This window comes from Geothrix campi (assembly GCF_024609265.1).
In the GTDB taxonomy this organism is placed as follows: domain Bacteria; phylum Acidobacteriota; class Holophagae; order Holophagales; family Holophagaceae; genus Geothrix; species Geothrix campi.
Window position 1 is genome coordinate 112,108 of record NZ_JANHMP010000002.1, and the last position, 18,362, is coordinate 130,469.

Consider the following 18,362-nt stretch of genomic DNA (forward strand, 5'->3'; position numbering starts at 1 on the left):
ACTTCGTCAAGGGTTTTCCGGGAATTCTGGTGGGCTGGGCGGCCGGGCCTAGAATGGACCTTTTCCCCTTGAGCCTTCTCATCCTTCCCCTTCCGGAGATCCCATGACCACCCTCACCAAGACCGAAGCCCTGATCCAGCAGGAAAACCAGTTCGGTGCCCACAACTACCATCCCCTGGATGTCGTCTGCACCAAGGGCGAGGGCGTCTTCCTCACGGATGTGGACGGCAAGAAGTACATGGACTTCCTGGCCGCCTACTCCGCCGTGAACCAGGGCCACAACCACCCGAAGATCGGCGAGGCCATGATCGCCCAGATCAAGACCCTGGCCCTCACCAGCCGCGCCTTCCGCAACGACCAGTTCCCGCCGCTGCTGGAAAAGCTCTGCAAGCTGACGGGCTTCGACAAGGCCCTGCTCATGAACAGCGGGGCTGAAGCTGTCGAAACGGCTTTGAAGGCCATGCGCAAGTGGGGCTATGACAAGAAGGGCATCGAGTACGGCAAGGCCGAGATCATCGTGGCCGACGGCAACTTCCACGGCCGCACCACCACCATCGTGGGCTTCAGCACCGATCCTGACAGCACCAGCAAGTTCGGTCCCTTCACCCCCGGCTTCGTCATCGTGCCCTACGGTGATCTCGAGGCCGTGAAGAAGGCCGTCAACAAGAACACGTGCGCCATCTTCATGGAGCCCATCCAGGGCGAGGCCGGCGTGGTGATCCCGCCCAGGGGCTTCCTGAAGGGCCTGCGCGAGGTCGCCGACCAGAACAACCTCCTGCTGGTGCTCGATGAGATCCAGTCGGGCCTGGGCCGCACGGGCAAGCTCTTCGCCTTCGAGCACGAGGGCATCCGCCCCGACGGCATCACCATCGGCAAGGCCCTCAGCGGCGGCTACTACCCCGTGAGCGCCTTCCTGGCCAACGACGCGGTGATGGACGTCTTCACCCCGGGCATCCACGGGAGCACCTACGGCGGCAACCCCCTGGGCTGTGCCGTGGCCAGTGCCGCCCTGGACGTGCTGGTGGACGAGAAACTCGTGGAGAAGGCCGCGGAGCTGGGCAAGCACCTCGAAGCCCGGCTCAAGGGCATGAAGACTGACAAGCTCAAGGAGGTCCGCTGCATCGGTCTCTGGGCCGGTGTGCAGCTCAAGCCCGAGGCTGGCGGCGCCCGCAAGTACTGCTACGCCCTCAAGGACCGCGGGATGCTTTGCAAGGACACCCACGTGGACACCATCCGCCTGGCGCCCCCTCTTGTCATCACCAAGGAACAGATCGATTGGGCCGTGGATCAGCTCGAAGCGGTCCTCCAGGCCTGAAAATCCAGGGAAGTCACACCCCCGTGACTGACGGATCGCTCCGTTGGTGGGAAAATGGAAGGCATGAGCGGTATTTTCACAATCCGCGGAGATGCCCTCCATGCTGAACGTCCTCATGATCTGCCTGCTGGCTCTGGTTCCAGGGGAGGCGACACCCCCCCTGGAACCCGTTGGCGTGCGCGATTCCGGAACCATCACAGCCTTCCGGGGCGACCCGGCTCCGCCGGACTGGCTGCGGCTCGACTCCCATGTCCTCGCGGATCCCGACTGTCGCCACTACGGCTACGAGGTCTATGCGGGCGAGGCCCAGTGGCTGGTGCGGTACGTGATGTTCCCGGAGGCACGGGAGGAATTCCGGGAGATCGAACAGGTCTTCCTCTTTCCGGGGGAGCGGGGCAAGGCCAGGATCGAACGGATTGCGCCGGCCGAACTCCAGATCGAGCCCCTGGCGGCTCGCTGGAAGGGACAGGTCTTCCAGCTGGTGGACCGGCGGGATCTGATCCGGGAGTGATCTCCTTGGCGGATCACCCGGTTCCCTGGAGTCTGATCCGGACGGGGGATCCGGTCGGCTGATCAGACCGGGGCGCCCTTCCTCGGGAACAGTTTCTCGAACTCAGGTTCGCCGTGGAGGAGGGCCAGGTCGGGATCGCGCCAGGCCCAGTCGGAGTCCCGATAGCCCACCCGCCAGGCTTTCCCGAGCGCATCGAGGGCCTCGGCCTGGTGGTTCAGCTTGCAGAAGGTGCAGGCGGCATTGTAGAGGATCAGGGGTTCGTTCGGGCGGAGCGTCATCGCCAGGGCGGCCTCCCGCTTGGCCTCTTCGGCCCGTCCCATCTCGGCGTAATAGGACGCCACCAGACCGCGCGCCCGGGCATCCTCGGGCACCTCGCGCAGGTGGGCTTCGAAGGCCTGGACGGCCCGGATCCTCAGGTTGGCCAGGGCCTCTTTCTTCGCCAGGGCCCCCAGCGCGTTCATGATGGGCGGATAGACGTTGTAGTCGGTTCCGCTGGCCTCGATGGCCTCCTCGGCCAGGCCTGCGACCTCCTGGTACAGGCCCGAGGCGAACAGGCAGCGCAGCAGCAGGTAGTAGGCCCCCTCGCAATCGCGTTTCCGGCCGATCGCCACGCGGACGATCTGGGCCGCGTCCAGGTTCTCGCCACGGGAATAGACGATCCAGCCCTGGGCCACCATGGCCTCCGGCAGGTCGGGGCGCAGCGACATCGCCTTTTCCGAAGCCGCCCGGGCCCGTTCGATCCAGGTCTGATCACGTTCGTACAGCCAGTAGCACTGGGCGCAGGCATTTGCGATGGCGGCGTGGGCCAGCGCGAAATCGGGATCCTGCTTGACGGCGTCGTTGAACATCTGGAGGGCGAATTCGAGATCCTGCCGGGTCAGCCGGCGGGCATAGCTCCGGCCCCGCAGGTAGTGGTCGTAGGCCTGCAGGTTCTCCGTGGGCCGGGTCGCGAGGGCCTCCTTCTCCTGGGGGGTCAGCTTGATGCGCAGCGCCTCGGCGATCTTCCGGGCGATCTCGTCCTGGACCTCGAAGACGTCCTTCATCTCGCGGTCATAGCGCTCCGACCAGACAGGGTGGTCCGTCCTGGTGTCGACCAGCTGGGTATTGATCCTCAGCCGCTCGCCGGCCCTCCGGAGGCTGCCTTCGAGCACAAAGGATGCACCGATCTGCTGGCCGATCTGGACCGCAGTCGCAGCCTTGTCCCGGTAGGCGATCACCGTCGATCGCGAGAAGGTCTCCAGTCCCTGGATCTTGGAGAGCTCGGTGATGATGTCCTCGGTGATCCCGTCGCGGAAGTATTCGTCCTCCTTGGCACCGCTCAGGTTCTGGAAGTAGAGGACGGCGACGGAGTGCTTGGCGCGGCCAGGGGCCCCGCCCTTCGAGTCGGTCAGCTCGGCCATGCGCCGCTGGCCCGAATCGAGGTCACGCCTCAGGCGGAGCAGGTCGGTCTTCAGGTCGGTGGCGGTCTGGTAGCGGAGGTTGCGATCCTTCTCGAGCGCCTTGCCGATCACCTGTCCCAGGGCGGCCGGCGTCTCCGGTTTGAGTTCGGCCAGGGGTGGCGGATCGCGGTTGAGGATGGCATCGAACACGATGGCCTGGGTGTCCCCCTGGAACGGCAACTCGCCGGTGGCCATCTGGTAAAGGATGGCGCCCAGCGAGAAGAGATCGGTGCGGGCATCGGTCAGCTGCCCCCGGGCCTGTTCCGGGGACATGTAGTGCACGGTCCCCAGCACCATCCCGGCGACGGTGAGGTCCCCGCGATCCAGCTCGGTATCGAGCCGGGAATCCTGGTCGGCGGTGCCCAGGTGGTTCGTCAGGGGCGAGATCTTCGCGAGCCCGAAGTCGAGGATCTTGATCTGCCCGCGGGCGTTGAGGATGAGGTTCACCGGCTTCAGGTCGCGATGGACGATGCCCTTCGCATGTGCCGATTCCAGGGCGTCGGCGATCTGGATGCCCAGGTCGAGGGTCTCGGCGAGATCCAGCGCCCGGTGGCCGATCCGCTTGGCGAGGGTCTGGCCCTCGATCAGCTCCATGACGATGAAGTACTGGCCTTCGTGCTGTTCGATGGAGTGCACGGTGCAGATACCCGGGTGGTTCAGGGTAGAGGCCGCCCTGGCCTCCCGCTGGAAGCGCTCCAGGATCGACGGATCCCGTTGCATCTCCTCGGACAGGACCTTCATGGCCACGTGGCGCCCGAGGTGGGTGTCCTCGGCTTCGTAGACGACCCCCATCCCCCCGGAACCAAGCTGGCGTGTGATCCGATAGTGCGAAACCGATTTCCCGACCAGTGCGTCCGTCGCCATTTCGGTTACCTCGACACTTCACGGTGTTGCCTGTCCCTACATACGCCCGGCCATACCCGAGGTCAAGGGGCTTACTATGCCTGGATGGTCCCTTTCAAAAACAGGCCATGGAATTTGATGTGGTCTTGTTTTTCTGGAAACTGAAGAAGGTTTCTTCACCCGGAGACGGGCTGGAGTTGTGACTGACGGCGCTGTGGTGGTCCCGGCCCGGGAGTAGCCTGGGAACAGATCTCCCCACAACCCTCACCACGACCTGCCTTCCGGGAGGATGTCCATGGGCCGCAATCCCTTCGCCACGGGTCTAGACAAGAACCAGGCCAACCACGTCCAGCTGTCGCCGCTCACCTTCGTGGAGCGCGCCGCCACGGTCTTCCCGCGCAAGAAGGCCATCGTCCATGGCGACCGGTCCATCACCTGGGGCGAGACCTACGCCCGCTGCCGCCGCCTGGCCTCGGCCCTGGCCCGCCGCGGCGTGCAGCCCGGCGACACCGTGGCGGCCATGCTGCCGAACGTGCCCGCCATGTTCGAGGCCCACTTCGGTGTGCCCATGGCCGGGGCCGTGCTCAACACCCTCAACACGCGCCTGGACGCGGAGTCCATCGCCTTCATGCTCAAGCACGGCGAGGCCAAGGTGCTGCTGACGGACCGGGACTTCGCCCCCACCATCCGCCGCGCCCTGGAGCTGCTGGAGGGCCGGGAGATCCTGGTGGTGGACGTGGACGATCCCGCCGCCAAGGGCGACCTGCTGGGTGCCATCGAGTACGAGCAGCTCCTCCGGGAGGGCGATCCGGACTTTGCCTGGCAGCTGCCGGTGGACGAGTGGGATGCCATCTCCCTCAACTACACCTCGGGCACCACAGGCAACCCCAAGGGCGTGGTCTACCACCACCGGGGCGCCTACCTTAATGCCGTGGCCAACGTCCTCAGCTGGAACATGCCGCCGCACTCGGTCTACCTCTGGACCTTGCCCATGTTCCACTGCAACGGCTGGTGCTTCCCCTGGACCGTGGCCGCCCTCTCCGGCGTCAACGTCTGTCTGCGGCAGGTGGAACCCAAGGCCATCTTCGACCTGATCCAGCGCCACGGCGTGACCCACTTCTGCGGCGCCCCGGTCGTTCTCGGCATGCTCATCAACTCCGCCCACCTCATCCCCGAGGGGCTGGGCCACCCGGTGTCCGCGGCCGTGGCCGGGGCCGCACCGCCGGCCGCCATCATCGAGGGCATGGAGAAGCTGGGCGTCAGCATCACCCACGTCTACGGCCTCACGGAGACCTACGGTCCCGCTGGGGTCTGCGTGAAGCGCGAGGAGTGGAACGACCTGCCCCTCGGCGAGCGTGCCCGCCTGAACGGGCGCCAGGGCATTCCGTACCTCCTCCAGGAGGCCATGACGGTGATGGACCCGGCCACCATGGAACCCGTGCCCGCCGACGGCGTGACCATGGGCGAAATCATGTTTCGCGGCAACATCGTCATGAAGGGCTACCTCAAGAACCCCACGGCCACGGCGGAGGCCTTCGCCGGCGGCTGGTTCCACACCGGGGACCTGGCGGTGCTGGAGCCCGATGGCTACGTGAAGATCAAGGACCGCAGCAAGGACATCATCATCTCCGGCGGCGAGAACATCTCCTCGCTGGAGGTGGAGGACGTGCTCTACCGCCATCCCGATGTGCTGGTGGCCGCCATCGTGGCAAAGCCCGATCCCAAGTGGGGCGAGGTGCCCTGCGCCTTCGTGGAGCTGAAGGAGGGCGCCACGTCGAAGGAGGAGGACATCATCGCCCACTGCCGGGCGCACCTGGCGCGCTTCAAGGTGCCGCCCATGGTGGTGTTCGGCCCCATCCCCAAGACCTCCACGGGCAAGATCCAGAAATACGTCCTGCGCCAGCGCATGAAGTCCACGGACGCGCTGAGCTAGCCCCGGTCACTCGTAACGGAGCGCTTCGATCACATCGAGGTTGGCGGCCTTCAGGGCGGGGAGCAGCCCGGCCACGACGCCCACCAGGCCGCTGAAGCCCAGGCCCAGCAGGATGGCCCAGCCCTCCGTGACCGCCGGGATCTGGAGGCGCCCCAGGACCGCCACCGCCACCAGGGCGAGCACGATGCCGAGGAGGCCGCCCAGCACCGAGAGGACCACGGTCTCGGCGAGGAACTGCCAGAGGATGGTTCGCCTCGTGGCGCCCACGGCCCGGCGCATGCCGATCTCCTGGGTCCGCTCGGTCACGCTCACCAGCATGATGTTCGAGATGCCGATGCCTCCGACGACCAGGGAGATGCTCGCGGCCACGGCCAGGAGCGCCGTCAGGATGCCCGCCTGCCGATCCATGGCCTGGACCATCTCGTCCTGCTTCCGGATGTTGAAGGGGTTCTCCTGGGAGACGGGCACTTTCAGGTGCTGCCGGAGCAGGGCCGTGATTTCCGCCTCGGCCAGTCCCGCCTCGCCCTCGTGCGCACTGACCATGATCCGCTGGATGGTGTTCCGCCCCATGACCTTCCGCATCACCGTCGTGTAGGGCGCCACGACAAGGTCGTCCTGATCGCCCCACATGCCGGCCCCCTTCCGCTCCAGCAGCCCGACGACCTGGAGGGGGAGCGAGCCGACGCGGATGGTCTGCCCCAGCGGATCGTCCCCATAGGGGAAGAGGGTGGCCTTGACGGTCTGGCCGATGACGCAGACCAGGGCCTGGCCCTTCACTTCCGCTTCGGTGAAGAAGCGGCCGGCTTCCAGTTCCCACGCCCGGATGATCTGGAATTCCGGCCCGGTCCCCTGGACGTGGGTGATGAAGGTCGCGTTCTGGAAGATCACCGGCCGCGTGGTCTGGACCTGCGGTGTCGCGGCATGGACGCTGGAATCCTCCAGCTCGGCCTGGATCAGGGCGGCGTCGTCCTCCTTGAGGATCTCGGCGCTGCCCATGGCCTGGGGCCCATGGTGGGTGTGGGTGCCGGGGGCCCCGGGGAAGATGGTCAGCATGTTGGAGCCCATGTTCCGGATGATCGCGACGGAGGCCCGCTTGGACCCCTCGCCGATGCCGATCATCGCAATGACGGCGCCTACGCCGATGATGATCCCGAGCATGGTCAGGATGGCCCGGAGCTTGTTCCGGGTGGTGGCTGTCAGGGCCTCCTTGACCAGTTCGAGAACCCCCATGGGCATCCCCCGGGTCTCTTCCCGTTGATCACCATTCTATCGCCTTGGCCCAGCCGAGGCCGTCATCCCGAGGGAGAAGGGGAGGGCAAAGCTCGAACGGATCGTACCCGCCGAACCCCAGATCGAGCCCCTGGCGGCCCGCTGGAAGGGTGGTGTCTTCCGGCTGGTGGTTTGGCGGGGCCTGGTCCGGGAATGATCCCGCCTGGCTGGACACCGGGTTTACCCGGACCCCGATCCGGGGCGGCTTGTGGGCTGAGGTCATCAAGGAGGTTGGGGATCCATTGGTGGTCTTTAAGCTCATTCACGATCATTTCGAATCGTGTCGAAATGTGCTTGACGAATAAAGGTGACTGGTTGAATATCCGCATTACCTATTTGAGAAAATTCATTCCCAAAAGCCGCTTCTTACTGAAGGGAAGTCGCCCATGCGATCCAAGGGTGAACGTACCATTCGTCTGTGGTTGGCCGGTGCCGGTTTCGCCTGGCTGCTGGGTGTGTCCCAGGGGGGGGGTGCCCCGGTCCCCCAGGTGTTGAAGGGGTCGACCCCGGGCTCGGCCAAGGCCAGCGGGATGCAGGCGAGTGTTTCTCCGCAGCAACTTCGTGAATCTCCCGCCAAGAAGATGGGACCGGGGCAGATAAAGAGCACCCCCAAGAAGTCGAACCCACATGCCGCAAGCAGCCCTCTGCATGCCAGCATGACGGCCGCGCTACGCGCTCAGAAGCAGGCCGCCGAGGCCGAACGAAGCACGATTCTGGCGTCCCAGCGGATGGCGCCTAAAGGGCCGGGTACGGGGGCTCGCCCGCTGACGCCTGGGCGCACGATGGGCAATTCAATCCCCGCAGGTCCAGCGACAGGCGCCATGCGGATGTCCGGGAACACGATCACTCCGCCAGCCCCCGCCGGACTGGGGATGGCTCAGGGTCCCTGCCTGCGCCCGACCATCGGCACGGTGAACGGACAAGCGAAGGGAACGGTCTTCACTCCCGATCCGCAGTTCAACCTGTACACGATCAAGGGCTGCATGTTCGGCGACACCCAGGGGCAGGCCTACATCTATGGGCCCTTTGCCACGGGACAGGTCTCTTTGCAGATCGAATTCTGGAGTGATACACAGATCATCGCGAAGGTGAATCCGCAGGTCACCGGGGAACTGGATCAGAGCAACGTGACGCTGGTGGTGGTGCCTTCCGGGGCGCCGCAGGTGCAGAAAGCCGGGTTCAAGTTCTACGCGGTGCGTGAAACCATGCTGCTGGCGAAGATTCTCCCGAGCGTATTCGTTCCGGCAGCCGTGACGGATATGGCGAATCATCCGGTTTTGGCCCAGTACAGTTCACCGGGAAGTGGCTATTTCCCTGGAAGGTCTGCTTCGGTGGTCAGGGATGCTACTTCTGTCTTCAACGGTGGCCAGGACTTTTTCGACTTCAGCAAAATGAAGCCTGGGTTCATTGCCGAAAGCATGGTGTTCGAATACTGGGACATGCCCCCAGAACAACGAGTCAACTTCCAGGAGAATGGCGTCTCGAACGCGGAATGGGTTGGTGACAACATCCGTGTGAGCTGGAAGATGCAGCATTTCCATACCTCACCGTTTTTAACCGCCCCGGCAAGGGACGATAGTCAATCTGGCTATGCCTTAAATGTGTGGGTGAGCGGTCCCCGGGGCGTGAGTCCCTGGCCGAATTGACGGGCCACCGCCCACGCGCTGACCGAGTTGCGGCTGCCCATCCCGCAGGCAGGCTCAGTTTCCATTCCATTGGTGTCCGGTAAGGAGATTGAAATGACGCTTCGATTCGACCTTCCTGCAAGGCGCGGTCTGCTGTTTGCCGCTTGGCTGTTTCCCACGCTCTGTGTTCTCCCACTGGGAGCGCAAACCATGCAGCGCAAGGTGCCAGCCCCCGTCGCGGCACCTGCCCAGGGGGTCCAGCAGGTGCCCACGACCAAGCCGCCCACTCCCAACGCCGGGATCGTGCAGCAGGGACCCCAGGCCGGGCCGGGGGCGGCCGGTGTGGCGGGGTTGAATAGCGGCGCCATCGTCGCGGGACAGCCCGTACCGGCCTCGGTGCCTTTCGGCCGCCTGTTTTCCGGCGACCGTCGCCAGGTCGAGGTCAAGGTGGTGGCGCCGCGGGAAGGGAAAGTGGTCATCTCATTGGCGCCGAATTCACCGTTCACGCTGGCCGAGGTGAAGGTCTTCGGCCTTCCGGCGGGCCCGACTCCGCGGCCGGCTCCGACCCAGGTGCAGAGGCAGACCACGGGCTCCCAGATGGTGGCCGGCCCCGGGGCAGGTGCTGCCCCCGCGATGCATGCGAATGCATCCAGAACCCTCCTGGCCACGCTCACCAAAGCGCCGTTCTCGGTCCTCGCCCGGGAAGGCAACGAGCTGGTGGCGACTCTGGTGTTCGCGCCGAAACTGGATCTGGTGGATGGCCCCTATGTCGGCGATCACCAGGCCACCCTTTCCTTCGAAGGTGGCATGTGGAGGGCGTCCGTCCCGGTATCGGGGCGCTTCGAGGGATTGAAGATCGGGATGATCGCCGTGATGTCCAACCGGGATGTGGTGGCGTACTCGGGCAAGCTCGGCGCGTTGTCGGGCGCGGAACTGGTCCTGACCAATGCGGAGAAGCAGCCCGTCCTCGCCCAGGTCACCGCCAAGACCTTGCCAGCTGGGTTCGCCATGGCCCAAGTGAACGTTCAGGTGCCAGGCGGCCAGACGATGACCGTCCCTCTGCCCATCAGGATCAGCCCCGCCATGCAGGAAGGCATCCAGCAGGCGGCGGAGCTGACGGTTGCCTATTCGGGCAAGACCAAACCCGTGCCCTTCACTTTCAGCGTCTACACGCCCCTCAAACAGTTCAAATTTGCGGGGGAAGACGGACTGATCTGGGAATTCGCGATGACCATTGATCCATCCGGCCACACCTCGTACGCCTACTACGTCAAGAACCCAAACATGCTGGTCAGTCGGCGCTTCATGTTCGAAGTCAAATGGAAGGGCCAACGGCTGAACACCATGGGCAATGACATCGGGAATACCCTGCCTGGCGGCAAGAGCGGCGACAGGGTCCCCTATTCCTGGAGTACCCAGAACAATGTGGTGCGGGATCACTACGTGGAGATGCTCCTGGTCCCGCCGACGGTCACGATGACCTACGAGAATCTGTGAGGCGTTGATTGGGGAGGCTGGCTGCCCCACCCGCGTTGACCCCCGCCCGTCAACCTCTGCCGATGGGGGCGGCCCTCGGCACCCGGAACCGCGCCAGCAGCAGTCCCGCGGCCAGGGCGATGCCGAAGGTGGCGAACCACACCGCCCGGGGGCCCACCTTGGCGTAGGCCAGCACACCCAGCCAGGGGCCCAGGGCCAGCGCCGCGGCGAAGCAGAGGGAAAGCAGGCCCATATACTCGCCGCGGCGGTCCGGCGGCGCCAGGGTGGCCACGGCGTCGCTCATGGCGGGGAAGAGGGTCATCTCGCCGAAGGTCCAGATCACGGTGGTGAGGATCAGCGTGGTGGGTCCCGTGGCCCAGGCGGTGAGGCCGAAGCCGAAGGCGAGGAACAGCGCCCCCAGGAATAGCTGGCGGCCGTGGGGCCAGCGGGCCATGGCCAGGTTGAGGGCCACTTCCAGCGCCACGATGAGCAGGGTGTTCACGGTGAACAGCAGGCCGTAGAAGCGGCTCCCCAGGCCCAGGTCGCGCACCACCCACAGCGGCAGCGTGCCCTCGATCTGGAAGAACACCATCAGCATGGGGATGAAGGGCAGCAGCAGGAAGGCCAGCCGGCGGTCCCGCCAGGGACTCGCGCCCGGTGTGTGGTCGTGGGGCACGGCGGGCCGGGGCCGCGTCTTCAGCAGCAGTCCCAGCAGGACGGCGCCGGCCAGGGTGCTGAGGCCATCGGTCCAGAACACCCAGGTGTAGCTGCGATGGGCGATGACGCCGCCCAGGGCCGGGCCCACGGCCATGCCGAGGTTCACGGAGAGGCGGTGCAGGGCGTAGACGGCCTTGCGCTGGTCCGGCGCGGCGAGCTCCGCCAGCAGGGCCATGGCGCTGGGCCAGAAGGCCTGCGTGAGGGCGGCCCAGAGAAAGATGAGGGCGAAGAGCACGGGTTTCGTGGTGGCGAAGGGGATGACCAGCAGCAGGGTGCCGGAGGTCCACAGGCTGGCCTTCAGCACATGGACATGCCCCAGCCGGTCCGCCAGCCGGCCCGCGAAGGGGCCCGCCGCCAGGGCGCCGGCGCCGTAGATCATCATCCCGAAGCCCGCCTCCTCCGGCGTCCAGCGACGGCCCTGGGTGAGGTAGAGCACCAGGAAGGGCAGGGCCATGGTCCCCAGGCGATTCACCAGGGTGCTGGCGCAGACCAGCCAGACTTCGCGGGGGAGGCCACGAAGGCCTTTCCAGGGGTTCATCGGCTGGTCAGATCCTCAGGGGGCGGGAGGTGGGTTCCGGCCTTTGGGCGGTCGCTGCGGCACCATTCGCTCCAGCTGCCGACATAGAGCGCGGCGCCGTGGAGACCGGCGACTTCCAGGGCCAGGAGGGTGTGGCAAGCGGTGACGCCGCTGCCGCAATGGACGGTGAGGCGGCCGGGAGGAGTGCCGTCCAGCAGGGCCTCGTATTGGGCGCGCAGTTCCTCGGGCGACTTGTAGCGGCCATCGGGCCGGAGGTTGTCATTCCAGGCCAGGTTCACGGAACCGGGGATGTGCCCGGCCACGGGATCGAGGGTTTCGCTGTCCCCGCGCCAGCGCTCGGCGGCGCGGACGTCCAGCAGCTTGCGGGTGGCATCGCGGCGGACCGTCTCCACGATGTCCATGCTGGCGAGGGGGAGGATCCAGCGATCGGCTGGGTAGGGTCCAACGGGGGCCACGGGCGGCCTTTCGACAGTGAGTGTCAACCCGGCTCCCTGCGCAGCCTGGAGGCCGCCATCGAGGACAAGAACGCGCTCGTGCCCCAGGGCCCGCAGCATCCACCAGAGACGCGCCGCTGCGTTCCCGCCGCCGCTGGCGTCGTAGACCACGATCTCGGTGCCGGGACCAATGCCCCAGGCGCCGAGCTGGGCCGCGAAGCGCGCCACCGGCGGCAGGGGGTGGCGCCCACCCCAGGCCGGGTCGTGGCCAGGATCGGTGGCCGTGCTGAGGTGGCGGTTCAAGTCCGCGTGAAACGCTCCAGGGAGGTGGCCGGAGGCGTACTCGGCCGGATCCTGACGGGCATCCAGCAGGCGGATCGAGGCGAGGTGGTCGCGAAGGTCGGTGGCGGAGATCAGCGGCATCCAACCAGTATGAAGGAGCCGGCCCGGGCATTAACCTGAAGACTGACCCTGGATCACGGGCAACGCAGGCGTTGCTGGTGGAAGGTGGGAGGCCCCATGTCTGATGCCTATGTTCCCGAATCCCGCTGGCGCACCATTGCCGCGGCGGCCCTCGTGGGTGGCGGCCTGCTGCTGGCGGGGGTGGTGGCGGTTCGAGCCTTCACCGGCGGGGCCGAAGGCGGCGCTTCCGCGGGCACGGACGTGAGCCGGGTGGCCTTCCGCGATGCGGAGGGGGCCCGGCACACCCTGGCGGACTACAAGGGTCAGGTAGTGCTGGTGGACGTGTGGGCCACCTGGTGTCCCCCCTGTCGGAAGTCCCTGCCGGAGGTGGCGGAACTCCAGCGGGCCGGAGGTGATCGCTACGTGGTGCTTCCCATCTCCGTGGATCGGGGCGGCTGGAAGGACGTGCAGCCCTACCTCGCGCAGAACCCGCACTTGGGCCTCACGGCCTTCGTGCCTGACGGGCCGGGGGGCCTGGAGCCCTTCGGGGAGATCCGCGGAATCCCGACCACCTTCATCATCGATCGCCAGGGCCGGGTGCTGAAGAGCTGGGCGGGATATGGCGAAGGCATGGCGAAACGCGCGCTGGACGAGGCCCTGAAGGGGCGCTGACAGGAGCGCCACCCCGGTGGCGGCCTGCTGGAGGACCCTCTCCGCGCCTGGGTGGCCCGGGTTGCCGCGGCTCCGGAAGCCCCCTGGTTCCGCTGGGCCCAGTGGGCGAAGGCCTCCCGCCAGGGGTTTTCTAGTCCCTGATCAGGGCGACGACCGATTCGACCACCTGCTCGGGCGCGGCGCTCGTGGGCAGATTGGGATGGTCGCCGGGCACAGCCTCGCCCACGCCCAGGAAAGGCAACCCGGCGGCCCGGGCGGCCGCCAGATCGTGGGGACGGTCGCCGACGTAGAGATGGGGCCCAGGGCAGCCCTCCAGAGCCCGGCGCAGCAGGTCCGTGCGGTCGTGGCGGGGCAGGGAGCCCAGCCTGGGGATGGCCGGATCGATGCCCAGGGTGTCGGCCTTGAAGGCCAGCAGGTCCGGGGCGTTGCCCGAGACCAGCCAGACCGGGTGGCGCTCCGCCAGCCGGTGCAGGGCTTCGATGATGCCGCCGTAGGCAACGGCCGCCCGGCATCCGGGGGCGAACACCGCCTGGAAGCGGGCCACGCAGGCGGCCTGGTAGGCCCCGTAGCCGGCCTCGTCGAGGCCAGAACCGAACTTCATCCGGTGCAGCTCGTCCACGATCTCCCAGTCGGTCGAACCTCCGCAGCCACCCAGGTCCTCCGCCGTCGGGGCCGTGCCCCAGAGCTCGCCCAGGGCCTCCCTCAGCAGCACGAAACCGGAACTGAAATGGCCGAGGGTCCCGTCGAGGTCGAAGCAGAGCGGCATGGCTCAGGATGCCACGAGATGGCATCCTCGAAGGTGTGGATGGTGGCTCCTTGATCCGATTGGCGTTCCTTCTGGCTCTTTCCCTTCCCGCTGCGGCGCAGGAGGGCCTTCGGTACCGCATGCAGATGTGGATGCGTGGCGAGCCCGCGCCCCTGGAGACGCGGTTCCGGCTGGTGGCCACCGAGGGCACCACCAGCCACAACCGGGTGAAGAAGCCGCGCATGGGCGGCTGGCGGCTCGAAGCCGACCGCACCCAGGGGACGGCCTATTCCCAGGCCCTTCTGCTGGGGCGGGCGGAGCGGTTGTTGTATCTGGCTGGACCCTCGCCCCAGACCCACGCCGAGCCCATCGCTCTGCGGTTCGGCGCCCGGAGCGTGCCCATCTGGAGCCTGGAGGTGCCAGCCGGGCTGCACACCTCCACGGTCCTGGTGGAGGTGGCGCCGGGCCTGCTGGCCCTTTGCGACCTCAGCGCGCGCTTCGAGAAGGGCGACCTGGCCCGGATCGAGCTGCACCTCGAAGGCCTGGATGGCACCGGGTCCCTGGCTCCGGCTGAGGACGGGACGGTGCTGCTCAGCACGCTGAAGGCCTGGGCCCAGGAGGCCCGGCAGGAATCCGAGGAGGGCGCCACGGTCCGCTAGCCACGCATCCGGCTGAGGGCCGTGGCTTTCGGCCTCCGGGCTGGGGGTTCGGGCGTCCAGGGTTTATCCTGAAAGGCTCGGAGGGGTCATGCCGTTCAGGGACGAGTGCGGGGTATTCGGGATCTGTCCCCAGACGGAAGCATCGCGGCAGACCTACCTGGGCCTCTACGCGCTTCAGCATCGGGGCCAGGAAGCCGCCGGCATCTGCTCGGGCGATGCTGAGGGGCTCCACCTCCACAAGGCCCTGGGTTATGTGGCGGATGTGTTTTCCGAGACCGTCCTGGACAGCCTGCCCGGCGACGCCGCCATCGGCCACACGCGCTACTCCACCACGGGCGGCAACGTGGCCTCCGCGGCCCATCCCTTCCTCATCCACGGCCGCTTCGGCCAGGTGGCCCTCTGCCACAACGGGAACCTGACCAACACGGAGACCCTGCGCGCCGCCTTGATTGCGGATGGCCACACCTTCACCAGCCCCTCGGATTCCGAGGTGCTGCTGGCCCTCATCAACCGGGCCAAGGCGGACACGCTGGAGGATGCGGTGGTCTCCGCCCTCCGCCAGGCCGAGGGCGCCTACTCCCTGCTCGTCCTCACCGAGCACACCCTCATCGCCGCCCGGGATCCCCATGGCTTCCGGCCCCTGGCCATGGGCCACATGAACGGCACCACGGTGTTCAGCTCCGAGACCTGCGCCTTCGATCTGGTGGGCGCGGCCTACATTCGCGACGTGGCCCCCGGCGAGATGGTGGTGGTGCCGCGGGACGGCGGCGTGTTGCGGTCCATCTTCCCCCTGCCCAAGGTCCAGCCGAAGCCCTGCGTGTTCGAGCACATCTACTTCGCACGGCCGGATTCCCTGGTTTACGGCAAGAGCGTCATGGTGGCCCGGCGGGAGATGGGCCGGATGCTGGCCCTGCGCCATCCCGTGGAGGCGGATCTGATCGTGCCCGTGCCCGACAGCGGTGTGAGCGCGGCCCTCGGCTATTCCGAGCAATCCGGCATCCCCTTCGACTTCGGCATCATCCGCAACCACTATGTGGGCCGCACCTTCATCGAGCCCAAGCAGAACATCCGCAGCTTCGGCGTGAAGGTGAAGCTGAATCCCGTGCGCCACCTGCTGGCGGGCAAGCGGGTGGTGCTGGTGGATGACAGCATCGTGCGCGGCACCACGAGCAAGAAGATCGTGCAGATGGTCCGCGAGGCCGGCGCCAAGGAAGTGCACATGCGCATCGCGTGTCCGCCCACCACGCATTCCTGCTTCTATGGCATCGACACTCCCAAGCGGCAGCACCTCATCGCCTCCTACATGTCCCTGAAGGAGATCGAGGGCTTCGTGGAAGCCGACAGCCTTGGCTATCTCGATCTGAAGGACCTGGAGGCCTGCATGGGGGACGACGGGCAGGGGTACTGCTACGCCTGCTTCACCGGCGACTACCCGGTGGTGCCGGAGTCCAAGCAGTAGCCACGCCTAGAAGATCACACTGCAGCGGGTGGTGTCCTTGGCGCTGAAGGACTTCCCCAGGGCCGCGCCCTGGACCTCCGCCTGTTCGTCCAGCACCAGCAGCTGGTTCTGGCTGCGCTGGAAGCGTCGGCGGATGTCGATCTTCGTCCAGACGCTGGCGACGAGCATCACCCGGGCCTTGATCTCGATGCGATGGACCATGGCCAGCGGCAGGCCGTCCTGGCCGATCCAGACCGTGGCCTCGTGCTCGGCTTTCTTCAGGTGGCTGCGGGCCTCGGCATCCAGTTCCAGGTCCATGGCCAGCTTCAACCGCCGGGCCGGCCGGCCTTCGTAGGTCTCCACCTTCTCCTCCAGCACCCGGGCCTTCTCCAGTTGCTCCAGCAGACCTTCCGCGGGGCGCAGTTCGTCATGGAATTCGCCGGAGCCCTTCTTGGCCGATCCGGGGCCCTTGGAGGCGCCCTTCCCCTTGGCCTTCGCCGGCGCGGCCGCCGGGCGGCTGTCCTCGAGAATCCGGATCCCCTCCGGCCCATCCTCCACCAGCGTGGAACGGCGCTCGATGACATCCTTCCCGGACTCCCGCTCCAGGCTCTCCGCCTCGACCTTCACCCGCACCTTCGCGGGTGCCGGAAGGCCCCGGAGGGCCGCCTTCAAGTCCGAGAGGCCGTCGGCCTGGAGCAGAGAGCCGCAGAGGGCCAGGACGGCGAAGGGGAGGGCAGGGCGCATGGGAGGATCCTCGGACGGGAGGATTACGGGCTCCTCCGACAGCGGTTGAGCCAGGCCTATCATTAGCTATGTGCCTCATCGCGCTGGCCTACCGCGCCCATCCGGATTTCGAACTCGTCATCGCCGCCAACCGCGATGAGTACCATGCGCGTCCCACCGCGCCGGCCGCGGCCTGGGTGGATGCCCCCGAGGTCTTCGGAGGGCGCGATCTGTCCCAGGGTGGCAGCTGGCTCGCCCTGGCGCAGGGGGGGCGGCTGGCCTGCGTCACCAACGTGCGGCGCATGGCGATTCCGGATCCGGCCGCGCCTTCCCGGGGCGGGCTGGTGGCCAACTTCATCCGGAGTCGGCAGACGGCCCGGGCCTTCGCGGAGGAGGTCGGAGACCGGGCGATGGCTTTCGCCGGATTCAACCTGCTGCTCTGGGACGGGGCGGATCTGTGCTACCTGAACAACCACCCGCGGTTCGTTTCGCGTGAAGTGCCGCCGGGGGTGCACGTCGTCTCGAACGCGGATCTGGACACGTCGTGGCCCAAGACGGAAAAGCTCCGGCGGGCGATGGCGGCCTGGGTCGCTTCCGGGGAGGCGGATGAGACACCCCTGCTGGCCGCCCTGATGGACCGGGCACCCGCCCCCGATGCGGACCTTCCCGACACCGGCGTGGGGCTCGAACTGGAGCGCCTGCTGTCACCGGCGTTCATCGTCAGTCCCCAGTACGGAACCCGCTGCACCACAGTCGTCACCCTGGGCCGTGATGGCTCGGCCCGCTTCACCGAGTGGCGCTTCGATCCATCGGGAGAGCTTTCGGGACGCTCGGACCTCCGCTGGCCCTTCGAGACGGAGGGCAACCCGTCATGAACGGTTCCGGCCCCTCCCATTCCTCCCAGGGTCGCTTCGAGGACGGCCTCCGCTTTCTCGCCGCGGCCCTGGCCCTGGACATCGACCGCCGCCACAGCGCGGCCATCGTGACCGCGGCCTGCGACGCCATCCAGTGCTTCCTGGCGGTCTTCGAGACGGCCGCCCAGCGCCATCTGCCTGATCCCGAGGGCGAGACCGCCCGCCTTCGGGGCCAGCTGGAGGCTCTGCTCACGCCCCGCCAATCTCCCGAAGACGCGGCCCGCAACGCCCTGGAGGCCGCCCGCCTGGCCCGGGACCAGGCCGCCCTGCTGCTGCCGAGGCTGATGGAGTAGAACTAGAAGTTGGCCCGGCCCAGAGGGACGTTCCGGGGCACGGGATTGCCGCCGAAGCGGTCCACAGGCAGGGTGGCGGAGGCCAGACTCACCGGTTCGGGCATGTCGCCGCCGATGGTGTGGAGGAAGCGCCGGAGATCCTGCCGGAACCAGACGACGAACTCCTGGAAGGCCACCTGGCGCAGTTCCTCTTTCGTCAATTCTCCGACCACTTCCACGACGGCTGAGGCGGATTCCGCCGGGGGGTTGTAGGTCCGCCAGGGCCGGGTGCCGCTGTCATTGTTTCCCATGATCCGGGACAGGAAGGCGCGATCCTTTCCGGGTTCCAGCGGCTCGGGATGGGCCGTCTCTCTGGCCATCAGGCCGGAGGCGAGGCAGATGCAGAGCAGGACGCGCATGGTTTTGGAATGAGATCA

General features: G+C 67.0%; 17 protein-coding genes. 10 read left to right on the forward strand and 7 right to left on the reverse strand.

Features of this window, described 5'->3' with window-relative positions; genetic code table 11:
- Positions 1–103: 103 nt before the first annotated feature.
- The gene (rocD, locus tag NOV65_RS09495) at positions 104–1,315 is read left to right on the forward strand and encodes an ornithine--oxo-acid transaminase (protein ID WP_257306216.1); all 1,212 of its coding nucleotides are present in this window, start codon (positions 104–106) and stop codon (positions 1,313–1,315) included.
- A gap of 100 nt (positions 1,316–1,415) precedes the next feature.
- Positions 1,416–1,826: a hypothetical protein gene (locus tag NOV65_RS09500; RefSeq protein ID WP_257306217.1), complete on the forward strand. Its 411-nt coding sequence runs from the start codon at positions 1,416–1,418 to the stop codon at positions 1,824–1,826.
- Positions 1,827–1,888: 62 nt separating this feature from the next.
- Here NOV65_RS09500 and NOV65_RS09505 read toward each other — a convergent pair whose 3' ends face one another.
- Entirely contained in the window at positions 1,889–4,129 is a 2,241-nt protein-coding gene (locus NOV65_RS09505) for a serine/threonine-protein kinase (RefSeq protein WP_257306218.1), read from the reverse strand.
- A 274-nt stretch (positions 4,130–4,403) separates the two neighbouring features.
- On the opposite strand from NOV65_RS09505, the gene NOV65_RS09510 reads away from it, so the two are divergent.
- Positions 4,404–6,041: an acyl-CoA synthetase gene (locus NOV65_RS09510; RefSeq protein WP_257306219.1), complete on the forward strand. Its 1,638-nt coding sequence runs from the start codon at positions 4,404–4,406 to the stop codon at positions 6,039–6,041.
- A 6-nt stretch (positions 6,042–6,047) separates the two neighbouring features.
- Here NOV65_RS09510 and NOV65_RS09515 read toward each other — a convergent pair whose 3' ends face one another.
- Positions 6,048–7,271 carry an ABC transporter permease gene (locus NOV65_RS09515; protein WP_257306220.1) on the reverse strand — a complete coding sequence of 408 codons (1,224 nt, stop codon included), beginning with the start codon at positions 7,269–7,271 and terminating at the stop codon, positions 6,048–6,050.
- A gap of 425 nt (positions 7,272–7,696) precedes the next feature.
- On the opposite strand from NOV65_RS09515, the gene NOV65_RS09520 reads away from it, so the two are divergent.
- Positions 7,697–8,956 carry a hypothetical protein gene (locus tag NOV65_RS09520; RefSeq protein WP_257306221.1) on the forward strand — a complete coding sequence of 420 codons (1,260 nt, stop codon included), beginning with the start codon at positions 7,697–7,699 and terminating at the stop codon, positions 8,954–8,956.
- 27 nt (positions 8,957–8,983) lie between these two features.
- Entirely contained in the window at positions 8,984–10,432 is a 1,449-nt protein-coding gene (locus NOV65_RS09525; RefSeq protein ID WP_257306222.1) for a hypothetical protein, read from the forward strand.
- Between the two features lie 49 nt (positions 10,433–10,481).
- On the opposite strand, the gene NOV65_RS09530 is transcribed toward NOV65_RS09525, so the two are convergent.
- Together NOV65_RS09530 and NOV65_RS09535 are read right to left on the reverse strand one after the other, a co-directional pair.
- Positions 10,482–11,666, reverse strand: coding sequence for an MFS transporter (locus NOV65_RS09530; protein ID WP_257306223.1), 1,185 nt, complete (start codon positions 11,664–11,666; stop codon positions 10,482–10,484).
- Positions 11,663–12,523, reverse strand: coding sequence for a sulfurtransferase (locus NOV65_RS09535; protein WP_257306224.1), 861 nt, complete (start codon positions 12,521–12,523; stop codon positions 11,663–11,665). The genes NOV65_RS09530 and NOV65_RS09535 overlap by 4 nt, the downstream gene beginning before the upstream one ends.
- Before the next feature lie 96 nt (positions 12,524–12,619).
- On the opposite strand from NOV65_RS09535, the gene NOV65_RS09540 reads away from it, so the two are divergent.
- A complete protein-coding gene (locus NOV65_RS09540) occupies positions 12,620–13,174 on the forward strand; it encodes a TlpA family protein disulfide reductase (RefSeq protein ID WP_257306225.1) in 555 nt (184 codons plus the stop codon).
- Between the two features lie 130 nt (positions 13,175–13,304).
- On the opposite strand, the gene NOV65_RS09545 is transcribed toward NOV65_RS09540, so the two are convergent.
- Positions 13,305–13,940: an HAD family hydrolase gene (locus NOV65_RS09545; protein WP_257306226.1), complete on the reverse strand. Its 636-nt coding sequence runs from the start codon at positions 13,938–13,940 to the stop codon at positions 13,305–13,307.
- Between the two features lie 50 nt (positions 13,941–13,990).
- Here NOV65_RS09545 and NOV65_RS09550 point away from each other — a divergent pair, with 50 nt between their 5' ends.
- Positions 13,991–14,578: a hypothetical protein gene (locus tag NOV65_RS09550; RefSeq protein WP_257306227.1), complete on the forward strand. Its 588-nt coding sequence runs from the start codon at positions 13,991–13,993 to the stop codon at positions 14,576–14,578.
- Between the two features lie 88 nt (positions 14,579–14,666).
- Complete coding sequence (purF, locus tag NOV65_RS09555) at positions 14,667–16,037, forward strand: amidophosphoribosyltransferase (RefSeq protein ID WP_257306228.1); 1,371 nt, start codon at positions 14,667–14,669, stop codon at positions 16,035–16,037.
- Positions 16,038–16,043: 6 nt separating this feature from the next.
- Here the strand turns inward: purF and NOV65_RS09560 are convergent, their stop codons facing one another.
- Positions 16,044–16,760, reverse strand: coding sequence for a hypothetical protein (locus NOV65_RS09560; RefSeq protein WP_257306229.1), 717 nt, complete (start codon positions 16,758–16,760; stop codon positions 16,044–16,046).
- A 68-nt stretch (positions 16,761–16,828) separates the two neighbouring features.
- Here NOV65_RS09560 and NOV65_RS09565 point away from each other — a divergent pair, with 68 nt between their 5' ends.
- Together NOV65_RS09565 and NOV65_RS09570 are read left to right on the forward strand one after the other, a co-directional pair.
- Positions 16,829–17,614 carry an NRDE family protein gene (locus tag NOV65_RS09565; RefSeq protein WP_257306231.1) on the forward strand — a complete coding sequence of 262 codons (786 nt, stop codon included), beginning with the start codon at positions 16,829–16,831 and terminating at the stop codon, positions 17,612–17,614.
- Positions 17,611–17,946 carry a hypothetical protein gene (locus NOV65_RS09570; protein ID WP_257306232.1) on the forward strand — a complete coding sequence of 112 codons (336 nt, stop codon included), beginning with the start codon at positions 17,611–17,613 and terminating at the stop codon, positions 17,944–17,946. Before NOV65_RS09565 ends, NOV65_RS09570 begins: the two co-directional genes overlap by 4 nt.
- A gap of 2 nt (positions 17,947–17,948) precedes the next feature.
- Here NOV65_RS09570 and NOV65_RS09575 read toward each other — a convergent pair whose 3' ends face one another.
- On the reverse strand, positions 17,949–18,344 hold the full coding sequence (locus tag NOV65_RS09575; RefSeq protein ID WP_257306233.1) for a hypothetical protein: 396 nt from the start codon (positions 18,342–18,344) through the stop codon (positions 17,949–17,951).
- Between the last annotated feature and the right edge of the window lie 18 nt (positions 18,345–18,362).